Origin of the sequence: Microcoleus sp. bin48.metabat.b7b8b9.023 (assembly GCF_013299185.1) — a bacterium.
Classification (GTDB): Bacteria; Cyanobacteriota; Cyanobacteriia; order Cyanobacteriales; family Microcoleaceae; genus Microcoleus.
In genome coordinates this window covers 1-19,092 of the sequence record NZ_JAAFKG010000069.1, presented here as the reverse complement: position 1 = coordinate 19,092, position 19,092 = coordinate 1, and the positions used below count along the sequence as shown (strand labels likewise).

Below are 19,092 nucleotides of genomic sequence, written 5' to 3'. Positions count from 1 at the left end.
TAGGCGAGGTCATCCAAGGAACAGCTATATAAACACTAGGGGCTTATTTTTGAAAGGAGCAAAAGCGGCAGCATCAAAGCGGTACAAACTAGCAGGGCGCCCTGCACCTCGCGAAACCTTAACACGGGTATCGCACAAAAAGCCCAATTTCAACAATCTAGCTCTAAAATTAGAATAATCCGAAAAATTTTCCCCCAAAATAGTAGTATACAATTGATACAGATCGCTCAAAGTAAAAAGCTCCGGCAAAACTTCAAAAGCTACGGGACTGTATTCAAGTTTGTTGCGGAGTCGGCGGTATCCGTATTCGAGAATTTGATTGTGATCGAAGGCTAGCTTCGGAACTTGTTGGACGGGATACCAAGCAATGCCGCCGACGCGGTGCCCGACACCTGCAACTACACTTCCAGCAATCAATTCAGCTTCCTCAAACCGCACCAAAGCAAAGTAACTCACCGAAAGATAGCGATCGCCCCTGGTGAATTCTCTCGGATCGCGTCCCGGTTCTCCAAAAGTATACAGTTGCTCCAGATACAAATTTTCTACTCGAATTTTTTCCGACAAAATCCGGTAAGCTGCATTTTCCAGAGACTCTCCGTGCCGTACCAAAGTACCGGGAAGACTCCAAGAATCGATAAATGGTTCGTCTTGCCGCATTACCAACAGCACCAACAAGCGGTTCTGCACGGTATCGACGGAAAAAATTACATTATCTACTCCTACTTTAAAGTCAGCTAATGAGCAACCCTCGCTCTTTTTTGCGCCTCGTGCCATGCGTACAAATGCTCCCGATTAATGTAATCTTCGATAGTCGGAGTCAGGGCTTCCGTGTCTCCAGTTTCCCGATAGGAAGTTGAAGAAACATCGGGAGCGTTCAAAGATGCGATCGCCACTTCTGCACCCATGCGCCTCAACTGCCACAAATCTAACTGTTCTGACGGATAACCAGGTCGCGGTACTATCAGTAACTCTACTTCTTTTAACAACTGTTCAAATTTGTACCAGCGAGGCAGTTGTCCCACCAAGTCCGAGCCTATTACCATCGTCAACTCTGCATCCGGCCACTGCAATCTTGCTTGTTCCACGGTTTCTAGCGTCCTCGGACTGCTGAGCTCTGGATGCAAGCAAAGGTTGTGTCTGGGCGAATTAATTTCTTGAATCATTAACAGCAGCATTGCCGATCGATGTTGCAGGGAAGTTTCATGAGTTTTAAAAGGATTGTCCGACGCCCAAACAGCCACATAATCAAAATGTTGAGCAAGCCAACTCAAGATTGTTTTGTGTCCGGCAGTAGGTGGATCGGCACTGGTTCCAAACAAGGCAATTTTCTGCATAAGAAATTGGAAATTAGGTACGTTGTTGGGCTTTAGCCCTCTTTATAATATTAGAAAAAAGTGGGTCAAACCGAACATGGGTAATCGGGGATTGAACTAAAGACTTAGGTACGTTGTTGGGCTTTAGCCCTCTTTCTAGATATAGACAAAGAGGGCTAAAGCCCAACAACGTACCAGATCGATGCTAGGAGCGAGATATTTCATAAGTTCTAGTCTTGCATTGACACCAATGACTAATGACTCTTTTTCGTTTTTTGAGTGAGATTCTGCAAATCGGTAGAAATTTCCACTGACGGCGAAATCGGGTTATTTAATTGGCGAGTTTCTGCCGGGAGACTGGCGACAGAAGCAGCAGTTCGTTTGGCAATATCCTCCAAAGTTTCCGGTTCCTGTAATCGTTTGCCCTCCTTGACAACCAATTGCATTAATGGTAGATGATGCTCCGAATTGTGAATATTGTCCGCTGCCAGTCCCAAACAATCTCCGATAATTTCTCCATCTTTCATGGTTCTAAAAATTTGCTTTCTTCCTGGATATGTTACCTTACCGCTGGCCTCTTTCATCACGGGCATTCCGTCTATTTCAACTAACTTATAAACACCGTTGACAGGCGAACCGCTGACCAACTTTGTTCCCAAACCGTAACCGTCAATGCAAGCACCGGCACTTTTTAATCTAGCAATTTCGTATTCGTCCAAATCACCGCTAGCAATAATTGGCACCCCCGGAAGGATCGATCGCACTTCCCGCGACAATTTTACCAAATCCCCCGAATCCAGCCGCACCCCTTCTAAGGGCATTTCACCGCTGTTGACTCGCGATGCTAAAGTCCGCGCCGCCGCCACAGTATCGTAAGTATCGATCAATAGCGGCGCCCCCGGAAAATAGCGGTGAAAAGCTGAAAATGCCTCATCTTCGCTGCCTTCGAGAGCCGACACAGCCATTACCAAAGCATGAGCCATAGTACCCACAGGTTTGCGGCCCAACTTCAAAGCAGCCAAAACATTAGAAGTACCATCGATCCCAGCAGCCAAAGCGGCCCTAGCAGCCCAGACAGCAGCTTGAGGCCCAAAAGCCCTGCGCGTGCCGAATTCCAGCAACTTAGCCTCCGGGCCCGCCACATCGCGCAGCCGCGCAGCCCGCGTCGCAATTAAAGTTTGATAATTGATTGCATTCAACAAATAAGTTTCGACTAACTGAGCCTGCCACAGAGGAGCCTCGATCCGCAAGATAGGCTCATTGGCAAATACCGCCGTCCCCTCGGGTACCGCCCACACATCCCCAGTAAAGCGGGCAGAAGCGAGTAGATCCCAAAATCGCTCCGGGGCCCCGGCAAAAATTCCGGTGGACTGCAAAGCCTGAATTTGCGCCTGGGAAAACCGCAATTTCTCTAGATAGTCTATAACTTGAGCCAAACCCATGGCGATCGCATAACCAAAACCATCTGGCAGCCTCCGCGCGAACAATTCAAAACTCGCAGGGCGATCGTCGAGGCCTTCCCCGACGTAACAAGCCGCCATCGTTAGCTGGTAGAGATCGGTCAACAGGCTGTAATCTGCTGGAGAAACCGTCAATTCCCGATCTTCTAAGATTTCCTCAAAACCTGTGACGTGCAGGCTTTCTGTCGCAGTTTTCATCAAAAAAACCCCGGACAAACTTTGTTTCTCTAATTATAGTGACAAATACCATATCTTTTTGTAAAGGTTTGATTAAGATTTCAGATTGAGTCGGAATATTTTGCGATTTATTCCCTGTATTAGGGGTTTTTGTGTAGGTGCGTACAAAATAATTATGGTAGAATCACTAAAAATTTCGCCTTTAGCAATCTCAGTAAATCGATCGCCAAAACTGAAGCGTTCCGGGTTTTTGAGGACAATATTGGGTTGCAGCCCTCGATTCGAGTTAAAAAACCGGGTTTTTGAGGGTTGAGCAAAGAAAAATATATGAGGAGACTGGGGCGATCGACCAAAACACTGAATTGCTAAAACCTTCAGTTTGCTTCGATGTTGCAGACTAATAAGTAATTCAAACAAATATTGCTAAAGCAATCCAAAGACCGAAAGGAACAGTAATCTAAGAAGTATCAGAACCAAGACAAGAGAGGCAAAAGTTATGAATCTTTCTAAATCTTTGGCAGATGCAATGCGTTACGTTTCGGAAGCTGCATCGAGGATTTTTAGACGGAGCGATGACGATTATCCGGCTACTGGCGTTCAGCCTTTTGAAGGTACACCACCCAAAGGCTCTAAATGGGATAATAGGTGAGAAGGCGATCGGAGTATTTCTAGTGAGGCAGGCAAAGACATTCGCCTCACCCAATAACGGTAAGTTTTTCAACTACTTTGAAATATCTTTAATTTTCCCCAGCTAAACTTTGTTGAGCTGGGGTTTTAAGGTACGTAGTTGCGCTTGAGCGCTCTTTCCTAATATTATAAAGAGCGCTCAAGCGCAACTACGTACCTAATTTGTAGGATTGCTAAGGTCAGTAGTTACGATCTTAGCGCTTTTTCCTAATCTTATAAAGAGCGCTCAAGCGCAACTACGTACCTAATTTGTAGGATTGCTATAGTGATGACGTTGATGTTTTGAGTTTTATGAGGACTGAAGTCCTCACTACGAACCAATTAGCCATAATTGATTGAGCAAAAAGGCGATCGCCCCGCTGCCAATTGGCACAGTCAAATTGTCAATGCCCAACTTAGACACCGACTCCAAAGTAGCAGCCACCAAAGCCACAACAGCCGACACCGCCCAAGTTTGCCAAACATTGCCTTGCACCGCCAGCAAAATCAAACTGCTAACAGCAAAACTCACCAAATACATAGTTGCAGAACCTTCCCAACTCTTCTGCATTCCCCAAACTCGATAAAGATGTTTGCCGTATTTCTGCCCAATAACAGCGGCCAATCCGTCCCCCCAAGTCATCACTAAAATGCCCAAAGCAGCGTATTCTTGATGTTGTAGCGGCCAAAACCAAGCGACGAGAACGCTGATACTCACAGCATAGAAAAAAGTCCCGAAACTCTTGCGGTGGATAGTGTTAAGACTTGGCAAAATCGGAACTTGGTAGGAAATTAGGGCGATCGCACCAGCCAAAAAACCCGCCAAAATCCCCACCCAGTCGGGTATTTGCAGCCACCAAGCCAGCAAAATCACGTTTCCAGTACCGATGTGAACCACCTTGCGCGATACCTCCGCACCGACAGCAGTAAAGCGATTCAACCCTTCAGCCACCAGCAAAATTACGCCCAACCAGGCTCCCACGAGGGAAATTTGCAACCATACAGTCGGGATTTCAGCAAATATAGACACGATATTTAGGAAAAACTTAGATTGGGCACTGTGTACTACTTTAGTGGAAAGCGCGATCGATGTTAGAACCCCGCAGTCTTAAAGTGCTGCGGGTAGCTGGCTGTTATGTTTTTTTAGGTTGGTCTACTTAAAACCTGTGCTATGCTATAAGCAAGTCTAGGGAAAAAGCTATGACTATTTTAGTAGAAGAACTTTTGAATACCTTTGAGCGATTAACAGACTCAGAACGGTTAGATTTGGTATTGGAAATTTTGAAACGGACTGTCGATTTAGACTTTCCGCCCCTGTCTGATGACGATTTAGTTCTGAATGCTGAGGGAATTTTCCTAGAGTTAGATGAGGAAGAATCCGTATATGAATAGTCCAGATCGTGGTGAAATATGGTTAGTCGATCTAGGTTATATTGCGAAAGTCAGACCATGTTTGGTCGTGAGTATTCCTGCTTTAAATCAAGACCGGGCTTTAGCGACTCTAGTGCCACATACAACAAGTCTACGCGGTTCAAGATTTGAGGTAAAAGTCAAAAATAAGTTCCTCCGAGAAGGAGTATTTGACGTACAAAATATGATTACAATCCCTCATGCAAAGCTTCTACGCAAATTGGGAAGTCTGACATCTGAGAAAATGCTTGAAGTAGAAGAGGTAATACTTTTGTGGTTGGGATTTAAAGAGGAAAGTGCTGAGGAAGAAGAGGAGTAAGCCGAACCCTTGAAGTTTTGAAATCATCAGAAAATCTGACTGCTATGCAACAATATGTATTAATTATTCATGAAGTCGAAAATTATGCAGCTTGGAAAAAGGTATTTGACAATGCTGCAAATATCCGAAAAGAAGCTGGTGAGCGTTCCTATCAAGTCTTAAAGTATGACAGTGAACCCAACAAAATTGTTCATTTCTCGGCGTGGACATCAACAGCAGATGCCAGGGCGTTCTTTGAATCGCCTGCACTGGTTAAAATTAGAGAGGAAGCGGGAGTTAAAGCTCCTGAATTTATCTATTTAGACCAATTAGAGTCAGGAGTATTGTGAAAGACGCATTCCTATAATGTCAGTTGTTAAAACTAGGTTGTTAAGTTTTAAATATGTACGACGGTAGCTACTATCAGCTAATGGCTGAGTACAATTGTTGGATGAACGAAAATCTATATTCGGTGTGTTCTACAATTCCTGATGAACAGCGCAAACAGGATATGGGTGCCTTTTTCAAGTCGATTCATGGCACCTTGAATCACTTACTGTATGGTGACAAAGCATGGATGGGTCGTTTCACTCTTGAGCCATTTTCGGTAACAGTTATGGGTCAAGAACTGTATGCTGATTTTGATGTTTTGAGAGCTGAACGGGAGACAACCGATCGCCAAATTATACAATGGTCTAGCCACCTTAGTTCTGACTGGCTGAGTCAACCGTTTGAATACACAAGCAATGTAGACGGTAAATGTCGCGTGCTACCGACTTGGGTTTTGGTGACACATATGTTCAACCATCAAACTCACCATCGAGGGCAACTTACCACACTGTTAACACAACTTGGCTACGATCCAGGCGTTACAGACATTCCCTGGCTACCCGCTATATCATTGGGATAATTTATACTCCTCAAGAAGACTCGGCGGTTGAAACCGCGTCTACACAAACAATGTCCGCCTCCGCGGACTCAAGAAAATGCGGACTCAATAAAATCAAGAATTAAAACCGCCGTTTAGGTAGATTTTGTCTCCATAAATGTGATTTTAACCGTACACTCTTCAACCTGCTCCCGTCAGGTTTTGTCTGTATAGACGCGGTTTCAACCGCCGTCTCAACCGCCCGGTATTGTCTCGAAATCATCTTTCACAACTCGCGTTTCAACACCTCTCGCACCAACGCAAAAGCCCTCCCCCGCAACTCCACCGGCAGCAGCGACAATCCCAAACCCGCCCACATTTTAGTCTCAGAAACTGACTTTCCAGCTCGCACCATCCGCCGCCCTTTTGCCGTTTCACCCACCTCAATCAGTCGCAAACCAAGCGCTAATTGAGTTTCTGCAATCCTTTTGAGCCTGACTGTTTCCAACTTTTCTGCATCAAATTCGTAGCTGGTCAAATAGCGCAATTTATCGCTCAAATAGGGAATTGCCCGATCGCATCCTTGCTGTCCTGCATGAAATCGATACTCCATCAACAGTTCGGGCAAGTAATAGCACTTTTTGCCTGCAATTGCAAGTCTGACAAACAAATCGTTATCTTCGCAATTTTGCCAATTGGGCCGCAGAAATCCGACTGTTTCCAGCGCGCGGCGCCGAAACAAAGTTGCGCCTATTTGCAAACTTTGTCTCAGAAAAACTGTAGCGAGTAAATCTTCAATTATTCCCGCCGACAACTCGGTGCGGCCCCACCGCTGCGAATTCAGTTGTGTCTGGTTTTCGTCAATGTTGTTGTTGACATCAATGACCCAGTGGTCGGTACTGACAAAATCAATGCTGCGGTCTTTATCTAAAATAGCAGATGTCCGCTCTAGAAATTGCGCGCTCAGGCGATCGTCATCGTCAAACTTGATAAAATATTCGCCCCTAGCCGCCGCAAAGCCCGATCGCATATTATTGCTTTTGCCGATATTGTGCGGGTGCCGAATGTAGCGAATCGGGCTATCGACAAATTCCGACATCAACAGCGCCGTACAGTCCGTCGAACCGTCATCGCAGACAATTAACTCAAAATCTGTATAAGTTTGATCTAGCACGCTGGCGATCGCACTAGCTAGCAAATGCACTCGATTGTAAGTAGGAATGCAAACACTAATTTTCGGCACACACTGAAACCATTGTAGATTTTAGATTTTAGATTTTAGATTTCTAAAAATTAAACTCTTCCTTCTGTCAACTGTCAACTGTCAACTGTCAACTGTCAACTTTAGTTTAAACGAGCCGTACATTCCAGAATTAACTTTTGATTCACCAATGCAAAAGGTTGAATTTCCAAAGCGCGACGAAAAGCTCGAATAGCACTTCTGTATTCTCCCAGGGCAGCGTAGCACAAACCCAGACCGTGCAACGCCCCAAAATGCACCGGATTTAGTTGGAGGACTGTTTCGCAGTCTTGGATCGACCTTTGATAATTGCCTTGGGTATAGTGAAGTACGGCGCGCCGGTTCCAAGCTTCAGCAAAATCCGGCGCTTCCGCAATCAGTTTGGTCAGCAAATCCAAAGCGTGCCGAACATCTCCTGCATCTAGGGAAACTTGCGATCGCCTGAGAACTTGCATCCCGTAGTCACCCTTCTGGTTAAACCAAGTGCGCCAGAGTTCTGTAGTAGCCCGATCGCGCACGCTTTCATCAGACTTTTTCAAGTCTTCGAGCAGCGCCTTAATAGATAATTCGTCCATAGGTGGGAGGATTGTTAAACAGGTTTTATCAATCAATTTTATCGTGACAGCGGCAACTTTATTTATTCAACATCCCATGCGAATTTTGATGCTTTCCTCAACTTTTCCCTATCCGCCAAGCCGCGGCGGAACTCAGGTAAGAACATTCAATTTGTTGCAATACTTGAGCCGCCGGCATGATGTAATTCTTGGTACTTTGCGATCGCCAGATGTAACTGACTCACAAATCGACGCATTGCGGCAACAAGTTAAAGAATTGGGAGTTTTCGAGACTTATAGGACAGTTTCAACTGGTATTGATGGAAAAATCCGGCGTTTTGGTCAATTTTTACTATCCGGGACGCCTCCGAACGTAATCTCCAGCTATTCTCAAGCAATGCAAAATTGGGCAGACAATTTAGTCGCAGCAGGCAAATGTGATGCTGTTACCTGCGAACACAGCGTTAACGAGATTTATGTGCGTCCAGAATGGCGGCAAAAACTGCTAACAGTTGCAAACATTCACAGTTCCGTTTGGGGAACTTGCAGGGAAATGTTAGCCACCGGGACTTCCCAAAAACCCCTGCGCGATCGACTAAATTTACCGCTACTCGCCCGCTACGAAAAACGTTACTGTAACAAATTCTCCCGTATTGTCGCCACCACATCCACAGACAAGCAGCAACTGCTAGAATTGCTGTCCTCTCCTAGCCTCGGAGGGAAAGCAGATTTTTTTGTCCCTCCCATTGATGTGATTCCTAACGGCGTGGATTTGGCAGAATTTCCCTATCGGTCGATCGATCCAGGAGGACACACCTTAATCTTTGCAGGTGCCATGAACAATTTGCCCAATATAGACGCGGCCAGGTTTCTCAGTTTGCAGGTACTCCCAAAGTTGCAGCAGCGGTATGCCGATGCTACCCTCACCTTAGTTGGCACTTCGCCAGTCCCCGAAGTCCTCGCCTTGGGGAAACTTCCGGGAATTCAAGTAGTAGGCAGGGTGCAAAGGGTGGCAGAATATTTGCATCAGGCTGCTGTTTGTGTGGTGCCCATGCGGATTGGTTTTGGAATTAAAAATAAAACTTTGGAGGCGATGGCGGCTGGAACGCCTGTAGTTGCTAGCGATCGAGGTTTGGAGGGTTTAACCGTTGGTGGCGGGCCAGAACCGACAAGGGCCTTGCGGGCAAACGAAGTTCAGGAGTATGTTGAGGCGATTACCAGTTTGTTTGAAAATTATCAGCTAAGACAGGAACTGTCTGCGAACGCGCGATCGCTCGTTGAAAGCCAATATACCTGGGATATCATAGGTCGGCAGTACGATCGGCTATTCCAATTTTAAACTCTAAATTCTAAATTCTAAATTCTAAAATTCGACGATGGAACACAAAATAAACTCCTCAAAAAATCGAGCAAAACCCCCAGAAAATCGCAAAGTTGCTCCTCCTCCGACAAGACGCCGCCGCCAAAACCGACGCGCCAAAAAACTTGAAGAGTCCCAGCTTCCCATACCTGGTTCCCCAACTCCCGCCAGATATCCCTGGAAAAGACTGGTAGCTAATTTGACAGCCCTCAGCGTCTTGTGCGGCTGTGCAGCTTTGATGGGAGGTGGCGCTTGGCTGAGTTACCAGCTAATTGTCGATCCCAACGGCAACAGATTGATCTCTCAGTTTGTACCCGGATGGTCGCGCCTGCCTACAGGTAGCAGAGATACCATCCAAACTCTCGATCAAATCAAAGCCAGCATCCGCAAATTAGGATTCATCACCGGCGAACCCCTGCCGCTTCCTGTTGAGAAATCCGCAGATAATTCTATTTCCGATTTGCTGTTACCGGTGATGGTGGAAAGGACTGTTAATGCTTCTACAGTTTGCAAAAATCCTTGCCGTCAAATTGTCGAACTTCGGGTGTACAAGCGGGTGCAACTTCCCGATCGCGATTCCGATACCGTACAGTATTTTCAGCTAGCAAGTTCTGTGAATATAGAAGGCCCGGCGGAATCTTTTGTCATTGCTTCTTTGGATGACTCTGGGGCCAACAATCAAGCCTCAAATCAGTCGCTACCGCTGACAGAACTGCGCCGCTTTGACGGCAAGCCCCCCGAATTGGGCATTTGGTTTAATGTCAGCGGCAAACTCGTGCGGGGCGACAAGAAAATTCCCTACGGACAAGTCGTTCGCTACAACCCCAGCCAAAATCATTTAATCTCGCTGTTGGATTGGGCGAGTGTGGCCGGACAAGCGCCGAATTGGCAGCAAATTGTGAAGGGGCAAAACCCCCAATTGGCGATCGACCAAACCGTTGGTTTAGAACCGCAATTTACCATTTATCAAATTGGCCCGCGCAAATTTATCCCGAACCCAGTTCAATTAACTGCGATTTCCTTAGAAGAATTTGCCTTCAATGACCAGACTTATAAAAATGGGCTGCGACTGGCAAAAAGCGGACTTTGGTCTCCCGGATTAAATGTCATGCGTTCGGCTAAAGCCAAAGCCGGTCAGAATTGGCCCGCAGTCGCCCAAGCTCAACTAGAGACGATCGAATTTCATGCTAAAATTACCCGCGCCCAGGCGATCGCATCTTGGGCCAGTCCCAGCCAACAAGTTCTCGCAGAATTGATAGACGGCCGCTGGAGTCAAGCTTTGCAAGTATTTGAAGCCGATCCCAGCAACACCCACGAAATTGCCACCACCCTCAAAAATGAAGGCGGGCGGATCATGAACCGCGTAGACGCCGCCTTGAGAGTCAATGCGGCTGACGCCGATGTCAAAGCTTGGGGTACCCTGATTGTAGCCTCTCAAGACGGAACTCGCGAGGCGATGAATTGGCTCGACCAGCAACCAGATACTGACAGCGAAACTCGAACTAGAATTCGCAATTTGGTCAATAAACTTGAGGAAGCAATTTCTCAAGCTGAAAGTTTAGAAGACCACAAAAGTCAAATTATGGGTTCTGCTACTTTAATTAGTAGTATCAATCCCGCTGAGTGGCTGGAACCAGAAGCCAAAAACGAGTTAAAATTGACCGGAGAACAAGTTTGGTATCAGGTACAAGTAGCCAGTTTTTACGACGGAACCCGCTGGGTTAATCCGCCCTTTGCAGATGTACAAGTCCGCTCTTTTCCTACTACTCAAATCAAATGGTTGTGGGGGCGCCTGGGCTTGCAGGCTGACCCCAAGATTAAGATAGAAGTAGCGATGGCTAACGGTCAACAAAGAGTCGCTGTCGGAACCGTCAAAGCAGTGCAGATTCAAGACGGAAATCTGCGATTGCTAGCGGCGGTTGACAAGCGATCGTAATCCGGCAAAAAACCTTCGGCAGAGGGAAAAGTCACGGACGCAGTCTTGGTACAAAGAAACCAGTTTTTTTACCATTTCTGCCCGTCGCAACAGAAGTATTTCCGCAAAAAAACGGTTTCCCGCCACCCGTGCGTCCAAAACCAGGAAAAAGTTTTCCTCTCCTCTCCTCTCCTCTCCTCTCCTCTCCTCTCCTCTCCTCTCCTTCTCTTCTCTCGATCTCCCCCTATAGAGATCGGACAACAATGCAGACAACAATTTTGTTAAGTTAATTTACACCACTTGCACACAAAAACCCAGAGATGTTAGATCGCGGCCTTTTTAGAGAGTGCTGCAATCATCTGTCGTTTGACCGCTTTAGCCCAAAGCTCAAACTCCAAGCTGTTGATATCGTTAATTTTCACTTCCTCAGCAGTCTGATGTGGGGCTTGCTTCTGCGCTGTAGTCTCCATTGTTTTTTTCCTCGTTCAAAAAAAGTTATTAGTCGATCGTAAGCAGTGAGCATCATACCTCTATTTTATGTACTAATTGCTGCCATTAGTTATACTAAATACATAGAATTTAACGATAAGATGCAGTAAATACATCTTGATAATGCAATCTATGAATAAAATCTTAAGAGTCCTGTAATCCTTGCTATATATAGGTTTTTCCTGACATAAAGATGTAACTATTTATAAATTATGGCAATATCAAACCAAGATTCATGTTAACAAAGTTTTGTTAAATGAATGTATTCGCATATACAGCAAAAATGTATTTGATTAAATTTACAGAGGGCCTTAAACAGTTGACAGTTGACAGTTGACAGTTGACAGTTGACTGTTTGAGAGCGACCTCTACCCTTAAGTCCGAGTGTTGGAGTATCGATCGCACTCTGACGCAGCCAGCAAGGACAAAAACTTAATAGACTTCGGATTCACTTCTTTAGGGCGATCGACTGCCGCCACTGCTGAGTTAGCAGCAACCAGAATGCGATCGACAATCAAAACATCTCACTTTAGCGATCGGCATTTCCATTTCTTCGTATTTCAGCAGCAAATCTCGCGTCACCTCACAGGCTAGCAGCATCCCAATTTCTTTCAGCAGTTAACGAAATTTTCCCGTGTGCGCTTGAGCTTGCAGCACGAGAGTTAACTTGTGCTGTATCAAAAGATGGTCGATAACACTAACTCATTTTTTTGTGAAGAGTTAATCTACCTTACTATCATCTCTCCCTACCTAGATCTGCCTGAGAATACATCTCTCCTCTTTTTTACCGTTACCCGCTACCAGACAGATCATTTTACTACATCTACGAAGCCTATGATTCCAGAATTCAAGCATTTTTTCTCAACAAATAGCCACCGGGAAAAATTTGCTACTGAAAAAACATTTTTCCGCGCACCAGCAGACAAAAAAAAACAGAGCTTTGTTCCCGCAAACGCCTGTAAAAAAAATCGATATTTTATCATCGAATTCTCCGGAACAATCTATAAATGCCATGAATCTTAGAAAGTATCAGGACAAAACAAGTATTAGTCCATCAACTAATGCTACTTGACCAAGCTCCGAGCCAGGTACAGCGATCTAGCTCCCAGTCAGAGTCTGACTGCCTTTTCAGTAAAGGCTTGCCATCTCCTAATTGGAAGGGCATCGCCTCAATCTTCCTTGAATAATTCAGGTTTGTCCTAACAAAAAACATTAAGGAGAACATCCATGAAATTTGTAAAACTATTGCTAGCCACAGTATTAACCACTGCTGCTATCAGTCCAGCCTTGGCTGCTAACCCATCAGTTCAAATATTAGGTGCAAGCTACGGCGGTAGCGGTTGCCCAGACAGATCCGCGAGCGTCAGCGTCAGCCCCGACGGTCAAGAACTCAGCATCCTATTTGATAAGTTTGTAGCCCAAGGAAACGTCTCAGCAGAGACCCGAAAAAGCTGCAATTTGAGCATTCCCATCAAAGTACCCCAAGGCTTCCAAATTTCGATTTACGATGCCGATTATCGCGGTTACGTTGCTCCTAAAACCACCGGAAACCTCAGAGCAGAATACTTTTTTGCTGGAACCAAAGGCCCCGTTTTTTCTCGCACTTTCAACGGCGAAACCAACTACAACGTTCGAGATAGCTTAGCCACTGTAGCAGATGTTTGGTCTCGCTGTGGCGACAGTGTAAATATGCGAGTAAATGCTTCGATGACAGCCCGCGGTGCCGGCACAGCCACCGTTGACTCCTTCGACTTAGCTCATCGCGGTTTAGTTTATCACGTCAAATATCGCACTTGCCGCTAACCATAACCGCTAAAAAACATAACACGCATGACCCGATTTCGTAAAGGAATCGGGTCATTTGTGCGCTAATCAAAACTGCTAAAGCTTAGAGAATTTACCCAAAAATATGCTACAATGACGCTTAGGCTTTGAGGAATGTTCTATGAAAGTAAACTACCAAGAAAGAATTGATGTAACAGCCGACGCATTAAAACAACTTCTGTCGCAGCAACGAACCTTGACTAATCGCTCAAAAATCCAGGCACTTTATTGGTTAAAGGCTGGATATAGCCAAAGCCTTACAGATGTAGCTGAACGTTTAGGTGTACATAGAATTACTGTGCATAGATGGTTAAAACAATATAGTGCTGGCGGTCTGCAAGAACTGTTAAAAATACGGCAAGCAACAGGTAGACCCAGAATAATTCCCTCAGCAGTAATAGCAGGAATTGCCGAAAAGTTAAGTGAGGAATCCTGTGAATTCACAACTTACAAAGAAATTGCGGCTTGGGTAGAAGATAACTATCAAATATCAGTCAAATATCAAACATTACACAAGCAATTACACTATCGCATGAAAGCAAAATTAAAAGCACCAAGGCGTTTGAATAACAAAAAAAATAATGATGCAGCTATCGAATTTAAAAACAACTCCTCCGAAAAATAGATACTGCAATAAAGGTACGTAGTTGCGCTTAAGCGCTCTTTCTTAGATATAAAGCAATACAGTTGACTAATATACTGCTATTCGTGAAACTCCTCCGAAAAATAGATACTGCAATAAAGGTACGTAGTTGCGCTTAAGCGCTCTTTCTTAGATATAAAGCAATACAGTTGACTAATATACTGCTATTCGTGAAACTCCTCCGAAAAATAGATACTGCAATAAAGGTACGTAGTTGCGCTTAAGCGCTCTTTCTTAGATATAAAGCAATACAGTTGACTAATATACTGCTATTCGTGAAACTCCTCCGAAAAATAGATACTGCAATAAAGGTACGTAGTTGCGCTTAAGCGCTCTTTCTTAGATATAAAGCAATACAGTTGACTAATATACTGCTATTCGTGAAACTCCTCCGAAAAATAGATACTGCAATAAAGGTACGTAGTTGCGCTTAAGCGCTCTTTCTTAGATATAAAGCAATACAGTTGACTAATATACTGCTATTCGTGAAACTCCTCCGAAAAATAGATACTGCAATAAAGGTACGTAGTTGCGCTTAAGCGCTCTTTCTTAGATATAAAGCAATAAGGACAATCTTAAGTAAACTGTATTGTATTATAAAGCAATACAGTTGACTTAAGAAAAATATGACTTGCCCAAAATGGCTATATTGCCAGAAAATCGTCAGATGAAATTCATCAAAAGCATTAAGTAAACCGTATTGAAATACAATCCACTCCATCAAGAGAAGAGTTTTGAACCGTATTGGGGCGCTTTTGGCGCAGAGGGAAGAGTATTGCGAGGGTTTTGGATGTCGTAAAAAAACCTTTTATCCCTCCCCTCTCTGTGTTCTCTGTGTTCTCTGCGGTAAAATCTTCTTAATATCTACTTCACCTCTTTATAATCCAAAAATCGTCAGATGAAATTCATCAAAAGCGTTAAGTAAACCGTATTGTATTATAAAGAGCGCTTAAGCGCAACAACGTACCTAATAATTAACATCAATATTGACTAATATTAAACTAGAATTCGCTTAACCACGATGTCTTGGCAAAAAAATACAGCTTTAAAAAATACTTGCTACAACAATTCAGTCAGACTTTTTCAGTGCCATCGGACTTGCATTCCGAACCTTCCTCCTTCTTCTGACTTCACGCTTGACTTCTGTCAACTGTCCACTGTCAACTATTAAAAAAAGTCCCGTCACTTTCAATGTGAATTGGCGGTACTCCACCAGCCCTCAATTCTGTCGCAATTTTCCGCCCCGCTGCCCAAGTTCCTCCCTGCAAAATCTTCACCAGCGGCAATGCTGTCGCACTTAAATGCAGCTTGTCTCTCATAGCTGCGGCAATTTTATCCAAAAGAATCACAGTGAGCGATCGCCATTCTACTACAACTTCCGAACCAGGCAAATACCTCTGCTCAAAAATAGCCCAATCTTTTGCCCGTAACAGCCCCATATCCAAACACAAACCGCAGTTACGATACCCCGGCAATCCCGTCAACTCGTCCAATCCGACGACGTACAAACCGAGTTCTTGCAGCGGTTCCAACAGCGAATAAGTCAACCACTGCGAGAGTTGGTGAAACGGCACAAATTCATCTCCCAGATTTTCTCCTTGCAAAGCCGGATGCCGCCAAACATCACCTAAATTAACGCCACCAATGGCATATTTTCCCGGCCAAATTTCCCCAAAACCTGTCAAAACAGCGCTCAATATTTCAGCACAATCCACAGTTTTGACTCCAGAAACCACACTGTCAAGCAAGTATTGTGCCAAATTGCCGGGACGCTGGTTCTCGCTGCCAAACAATAATGGATGTTGGCAAATTGCCTTCCCCAAATGCTGCAACAATTCTAATCTGCCTGTTAAACCAACTAGCGGATTGTCTCGACTTACTTGAAATCCGGCCGCTAAGGTTTCTAATTTTAATTGAGAAAGCCCGCGAAAATCGGCTTGCAAAGGAAAATCTGGATTGCTGGAAAAAATACCCTGACAAAACATCCGAAAAGTGGCTACTGCCAACCCTTCTGAACGGCGGTAAACTTCTGCGGTTTCTGCTTCGCAATACTGCCAATCTGGGCCGACACTGGCATCGAGTAAAACGCTAACAATGGCTAAATCAAATTTGATTTTAGCTTGTTCTATGGCTGAAAATTCTGTTAAAGCTGCATCGAATTGAGCGAGGCGCAGTTGGTTGCCAGCTTCAAAATGCCGCCACCGACTGTGAAACGGAATATTAAAATCGGGATACTGTTGGCGGGTTGTGTTGATTGCATAATTTGCTGCTTTGTCGAGTTCGGATAAATCGACACAGAAAAAATTGAGTTTATTTTCTGAGGCTAAGTTAAAAAGCCGATCGCACTTTTGGCGAATCGCAGCAGGTGTTCTCAGATATTTTACAGCCTCTAGCTCTATATTATTCAACTTCATCGAAAATTTTTGGTTTGAAACCCCGTGTTTTGAGCATCGGCTTTACATTTTGGCTAGGCTTTTCCTAGACTAGCCATACTTCTAGGGAAAGCTCTATGTACCTGACTCAAAAAATCAGATACGCGGACTTGCCACCAAAGAGTTTAACACCTTGCGAGAACTCTGTGGCTTGGGTCAAAACCTTGACAGTGTATGGTTTTATACAGTTAGATAGTATTGCTTCCAATCTGGCAAACACGTTCGTTACGAGTGGAACTATTACTACTGCAAGGGAAACGAGGACTATCAACAGTTGAATACTGATATAGCCGAACAAACCCTGAAAGTATTCGATCGAACTTTTCGGAGTTTGTACGAGTTGATAAACGCAGTCACAGACGGAAACTATCAACAGAAAATTCAACTCCCTGACTATCTCCCAAAAGAGGGTTGTATCGTGTTTGATCCATTAACCGCAATTAAATGCGATCGCCCGTGGGGACTTGAGTCTGCTCGATTTTGCGGACTGAAGTCCGCACTACAAACTACCGTAGAACGACAGCGGAGTGTCAAACAACTAAACATCGGTAAACATCGTTTTCCTGAAAAAAGTCAAACTGACTGTAATCTAACAGATTATCTAAGATCGCATTTTTATCGATTTTGATCAGTTTGTATTCCCACTTCGAGCCACTAACTTCGCGTTTTATTTGATCTGAGACTATTACCGAATTCTTTTCCGTAGCTGGAGATACTATTTTGCTTAAATCTTCCAGCCTGTCGGCAATGTTAATATCTTTTCCGTAAGTGCAAGACCGGAATATATACAAATTTCCTTTAGCAACTCCCACCGACAAACCGCAAGGTATTTTATGACCGTGTATAAAAAGTTTCCAATTTTCGCACAAACTTTCCATGGCCGCTAGGGCTGAGTGAGCTTCTGGGAAAGTTAACAAATGCGAATCGCCAACAATACTGCGAATTGTGCCACCGTATTCTTCGCAAATGTTTTTTTCAAAAGTATCAAAGTTGGTGAGCAAATATTCAACATCTCTGATAGAATTAGATTCTTGGTAAGCAATAAAACCTCTCAAATCCGCTTTAATTATTGCTTGATTTTCCACAATTCGCGTCTTGTAACTTTGGTCAACTTTGTAAACCTTTTCAGGTTCGCTCATCCCTTTCAAAGAAAACTCGTTGACAAAAGATGTTTGCACTTCTGCTTTGTTGAGCGCCAGCCATGCTGCTTGGGACAAATATATTTCATCCTGGGGAGTTACTGATTCTATACGCGCTGTTAAATTCACCGTATCGCCAAAGATATCTTTATCTTGATGCAAGACATCTCCCAAGGTAATCGACACGCGAATAGCCAATCGTTCGTCGTTCGATTTGCTAGATTGTTGGGTTCTCAATTCTTGCTGCATTTCTAAGGCTGCCATCGCGGCTGCTGTGACGCTGGGAAAAATCAGCCAAAATGAATCACCTTCGCCTTTGATCAAACTTCCTTCATTTCTGGTACTAATATCTGAAATAAAAGTTTTATGCTCGTTCAACAAACTACTTAAGTCCGACTGAGATAATTTTTTAACTCGGGCGGTATATCCGCAAATATCTGTTTTTACGATCACAGTAGAACGCAAATTAGCCATAACCTACCCTGACTGATCAAAAACCAGTAATAAATTTAATTTGGCAAAGACGCAACTGTTTCCGAACAGTCGTGTCTTTGCCCTCTGAATCTCCTGGCATCGCGTCCGATCGCTTCTGCAAGAATTGTAGCATCTGGCACAGGGTCTGGCGTGTAGTAGCCGGAGGCTTTTTTGGTGGCGATTTCGACTTGTGCGCCTGCGGGAATCCAATCTTCGGGAATGTTGTCGGCGATCGACTACTTGAAGGCCAGAATTGATAATAGCATTGTATTTGAGATTGTTCAGGGAAACTAAACGGTCAATACGAGGGCCAACCAGTGCAGCACGTCTGGCATTAGTTCTTGAAACTGCATATCTTGAACTCCTGCAACACAACATTAGTGTTCAAGTAAAATACGCATCGCCGCGCGATCGCCACCTTCCAGCCTTTTTCTGGCATTGTACACCAAAAACTTAGTTACTTCCGCCAAAGCTCTCCCTTCCTTGCGGAAGTAAACAATCACCCCAGAACGACAGGATTGTGCCGTTTGGATGCAAATTTTGATACCGTATAGCAAATCAGGACGGCAAGTGCAGATATCCGAACTAAGCACGTTAGGTATCGGCTCAATAAGTAGGGGTAGCAGTTAATCTGGCTGCCAAGACAATCCCAACGGATAAAGAGCAGATTTTTCGCGAATAATAGTGGACAGAGAGGGAATAACTCCAAGTTGAGAAATTCGGTCGCGCACATAATCAAAAAAACTGATTCCCAACTGACGTGTAGTAGCAACAAGAGACATAAAAGTATCCCATGCCTGAGTACCCTCAATAGTTTGAGTTGCATAACT

The 19,092-nt window shown here is 44.4% G+C and carries 21 protein-coding genes and 1 pseudogene; 10 read left to right on the top strand and 12 right to left on the bottom strand.

The genetic code is table 11. The annotated features are described in order from the left end of the window. Positions 1–24 precede the first annotated feature (24 nt). The 4 genes from QZW82_RS28050 to QZW82_RS28035 form a co-directional block, all read right to left on the bottom strand. The gene (locus tag QZW82_RS28050; RefSeq protein WP_293156216.1) at positions 25–774 is read right to left on the bottom strand and encodes an NUDIX domain-containing protein; all 750 of its coding nucleotides are present in this window, start codon (positions 772–774) and stop codon (positions 25–27) included. Beyond that, positions 735–1,334: a nicotinate-nucleotide adenylyltransferase gene (locus QZW82_RS28045; RefSeq protein WP_293156213.1), complete on the bottom strand. Its 600-nt coding sequence runs from the start codon at positions 1,332–1,334 to the stop codon at positions 735–737. Before QZW82_RS28045 ends, QZW82_RS28050 begins: the two co-directional genes overlap by 40 nt. Positions 1,335–1,567: 233 nt before the next feature. Beyond that, positions 1,568–2,971 (bottom strand): nicotinate phosphoribosyltransferase, encoded by a 1,404-nt coding sequence (locus QZW82_RS28040; protein ID WP_293156210.1) that lies wholly within the window; start codon positions 2,969–2,971, stop codon positions 1,568–1,570. A 72-nt stretch (positions 2,972–3,043) separates the two neighbouring features. Beyond that, positions 3,044–3,367: a hypothetical protein gene (locus QZW82_RS28035; RefSeq protein ID WP_293156207.1), complete on the bottom strand. Its 324-nt coding sequence runs from the start codon at positions 3,365–3,367 to the stop codon at positions 3,044–3,046. A 79-nt stretch (positions 3,368–3,446) separates the two neighbouring features. Here QZW82_RS28035 and QZW82_RS28030 point away from each other — a divergent pair, with 79 nt between their 5' ends. Next, complete coding sequence (locus tag QZW82_RS28030; RefSeq protein WP_293156204.1) at positions 3,447–3,599, top strand: isochorismate synthase; 153 nt, start codon at positions 3,447–3,449, stop codon at positions 3,597–3,599. A gap of 348 nt (positions 3,600–3,947) precedes the next feature. Here QZW82_RS28030 and QZW82_RS28025 read toward each other — a convergent pair whose 3' ends face one another. Further along, positions 3,948–4,646 carry a diacylglycerol/polyprenol kinase family protein gene (locus QZW82_RS28025; protein ID WP_293156201.1) on the bottom strand — a complete coding sequence of 233 codons (699 nt, stop codon included), beginning with the start codon at positions 4,644–4,646 and terminating at the stop codon, positions 3,948–3,950. A gap of 170 nt (positions 4,647–4,816) precedes the next feature. On the opposite strand from QZW82_RS28025, the gene QZW82_RS28020 reads away from it, so the two are divergent. The 4 genes from QZW82_RS28020 to QZW82_RS28005 are packed head-to-tail and all read left to right on the top strand — an operon-like array spanning position 4,817 to position 6,234. Then, the gene (locus QZW82_RS28020) at positions 4,817–5,008 is read left to right on the top strand and encodes a hypothetical protein (RefSeq protein ID WP_293156198.1); all 192 of its coding nucleotides are present in this window, start codon (positions 4,817–4,819) and stop codon (positions 5,006–5,008) included. After that, the gene (locus QZW82_RS28015) at positions 5,001–5,345 is read left to right on the top strand and encodes a type II toxin-antitoxin system PemK/MazF family toxin (RefSeq protein WP_293156194.1); all 345 of its coding nucleotides are present in this window, start codon (positions 5,001–5,003) and stop codon (positions 5,343–5,345) included. Before QZW82_RS28020 ends, QZW82_RS28015 begins: the two co-directional genes overlap by 8 nt. A 17-nt stretch (positions 5,346–5,362) precedes the next feature. Then, on the top strand, positions 5,363–5,674 hold the full coding sequence (locus tag QZW82_RS28010) for an antibiotic biosynthesis monooxygenase (RefSeq protein WP_293156191.1): 312 nt from the start codon (positions 5,363–5,365) through the stop codon (positions 5,672–5,674). A gap of 53 nt (positions 5,675–5,727) precedes the next feature. After that, positions 5,728–6,234: a DinB family protein gene (locus tag QZW82_RS28005; protein ID WP_293156188.1), complete on the top strand. Its 507-nt coding sequence runs from the start codon at positions 5,728–5,730 to the stop codon at positions 6,232–6,234. Positions 6,235–6,478: 244 nt separating this feature from the next. On the opposite strand, the gene QZW82_RS28000 is transcribed toward QZW82_RS28005, so the two are convergent. Next, positions 6,479–7,435 (bottom strand): glycosyltransferase, encoded by a 957-nt coding sequence (locus QZW82_RS28000; RefSeq protein WP_293156185.1) that lies wholly within the window; start codon positions 7,433–7,435, stop codon positions 6,479–6,481. 101 nt (positions 7,436–7,536) lie between these two features. Continuing rightward, positions 7,537–8,007 carry a tetratricopeptide repeat protein gene (locus QZW82_RS27995; RefSeq protein ID WP_293156182.1) on the bottom strand — a complete coding sequence of 157 codons (471 nt, stop codon included), beginning with the start codon at positions 8,005–8,007 and terminating at the stop codon, positions 7,537–7,539. 76 nt (positions 8,008–8,083) lie between these two features. Here QZW82_RS27995 and QZW82_RS27990 point away from each other — a divergent pair, with 76 nt between their 5' ends. Continuing rightward, entirely contained in the window at positions 8,084–9,325 is a 1,242-nt protein-coding gene (locus QZW82_RS27990; RefSeq protein WP_293156272.1) for a glycosyltransferase family 4 protein, read from the top strand. A 37-nt stretch (positions 9,326–9,362) separates the two neighbouring features. Continuing rightward, positions 9,363–11,282, top strand: a complete 1,920-nt coding sequence (locus QZW82_RS27985; protein WP_293156179.1) for a hypothetical protein — start codon at positions 9,363–9,365, stop codon at positions 11,280–11,282. Positions 11,283–11,584: 302 nt separating this feature from the next. On the opposite strand, the gene QZW82_RS27980 is transcribed toward QZW82_RS27985, so the two are convergent. Next, positions 11,585–11,731 carry a hypothetical protein gene (locus QZW82_RS27980; RefSeq protein ID WP_293156176.1) on the bottom strand — a complete coding sequence of 49 codons (147 nt, stop codon included), beginning with the start codon at positions 11,729–11,731 and terminating at the stop codon, positions 11,585–11,587. A gap of 403 nt (positions 11,732–12,134) precedes the next feature. Here QZW82_RS27980 and QZW82_RS27975 point away from each other — a divergent pair, with 403 nt between their 5' ends. From QZW82_RS27975 to QZW82_RS27965, 3 genes are all read left to right on the top strand, one after another. Beyond that, on the top strand, positions 12,135–12,344 hold the full coding sequence (locus tag QZW82_RS27975; protein WP_293156175.1) for a hypothetical protein: 210 nt from the start codon (positions 12,135–12,137) through the stop codon (positions 12,342–12,344). 633 nt (positions 12,345–12,977) lie between these two features. Beyond that, the gene (locus tag QZW82_RS27970; protein ID WP_293156173.1) at positions 12,978–13,553 is read left to right on the top strand and encodes a DUF4360 domain-containing protein; all 576 of its coding nucleotides are present in this window, start codon (positions 12,978–12,980) and stop codon (positions 13,551–13,553) included. Positions 13,554–13,695: 142 nt separating this feature from the next. Continuing rightward, entirely contained in the window at positions 13,696–14,199 is a 504-nt protein-coding gene (locus QZW82_RS27965; protein ID WP_293156171.1) for a helix-turn-helix domain-containing protein, read from the top strand. 1,178 nt (positions 14,200–15,377) lie between these two features. Here the strand turns inward: QZW82_RS27965 and QZW82_RS27960 are convergent. The 4 genes and pseudogenes from QZW82_RS27960 to QZW82_RS27945 all read right to left on the bottom strand — a co-directional run. After that, the gene (locus tag QZW82_RS27960; protein ID WP_293156169.1) at positions 15,378–16,631 is read right to left on the bottom strand and encodes a URC4/urg3 family protein; all 1,254 of its coding nucleotides are present in this window, start codon (positions 16,629–16,631) and stop codon (positions 15,378–15,380) included. A gap of 548 nt (positions 16,632–17,179) precedes the next feature. Beyond that, complete coding sequence (locus QZW82_RS27955; protein ID WP_293156167.1) at positions 17,180–18,262, bottom strand: adenylate/guanylate cyclase domain-containing protein; 1,083 nt, start codon at positions 18,260–18,262, stop codon at positions 17,180–17,182. Positions 18,263–18,639: 377 nt separating this feature from the next. Continuing rightward, positions 18,640–18,855: a hypothetical protein gene (locus QZW82_RS27950; RefSeq protein WP_293156164.1), complete on the bottom strand. Its 216-nt coding sequence runs from the start codon at positions 18,853–18,855 to the stop codon at positions 18,640–18,642. Positions 18,856–18,888: 33 nt separating this feature from the next. Then, positions 18,889–19,092: pseudogene (locus tag QZW82_RS27945) on the bottom strand (hypothetical protein); the annotation flags it as partial.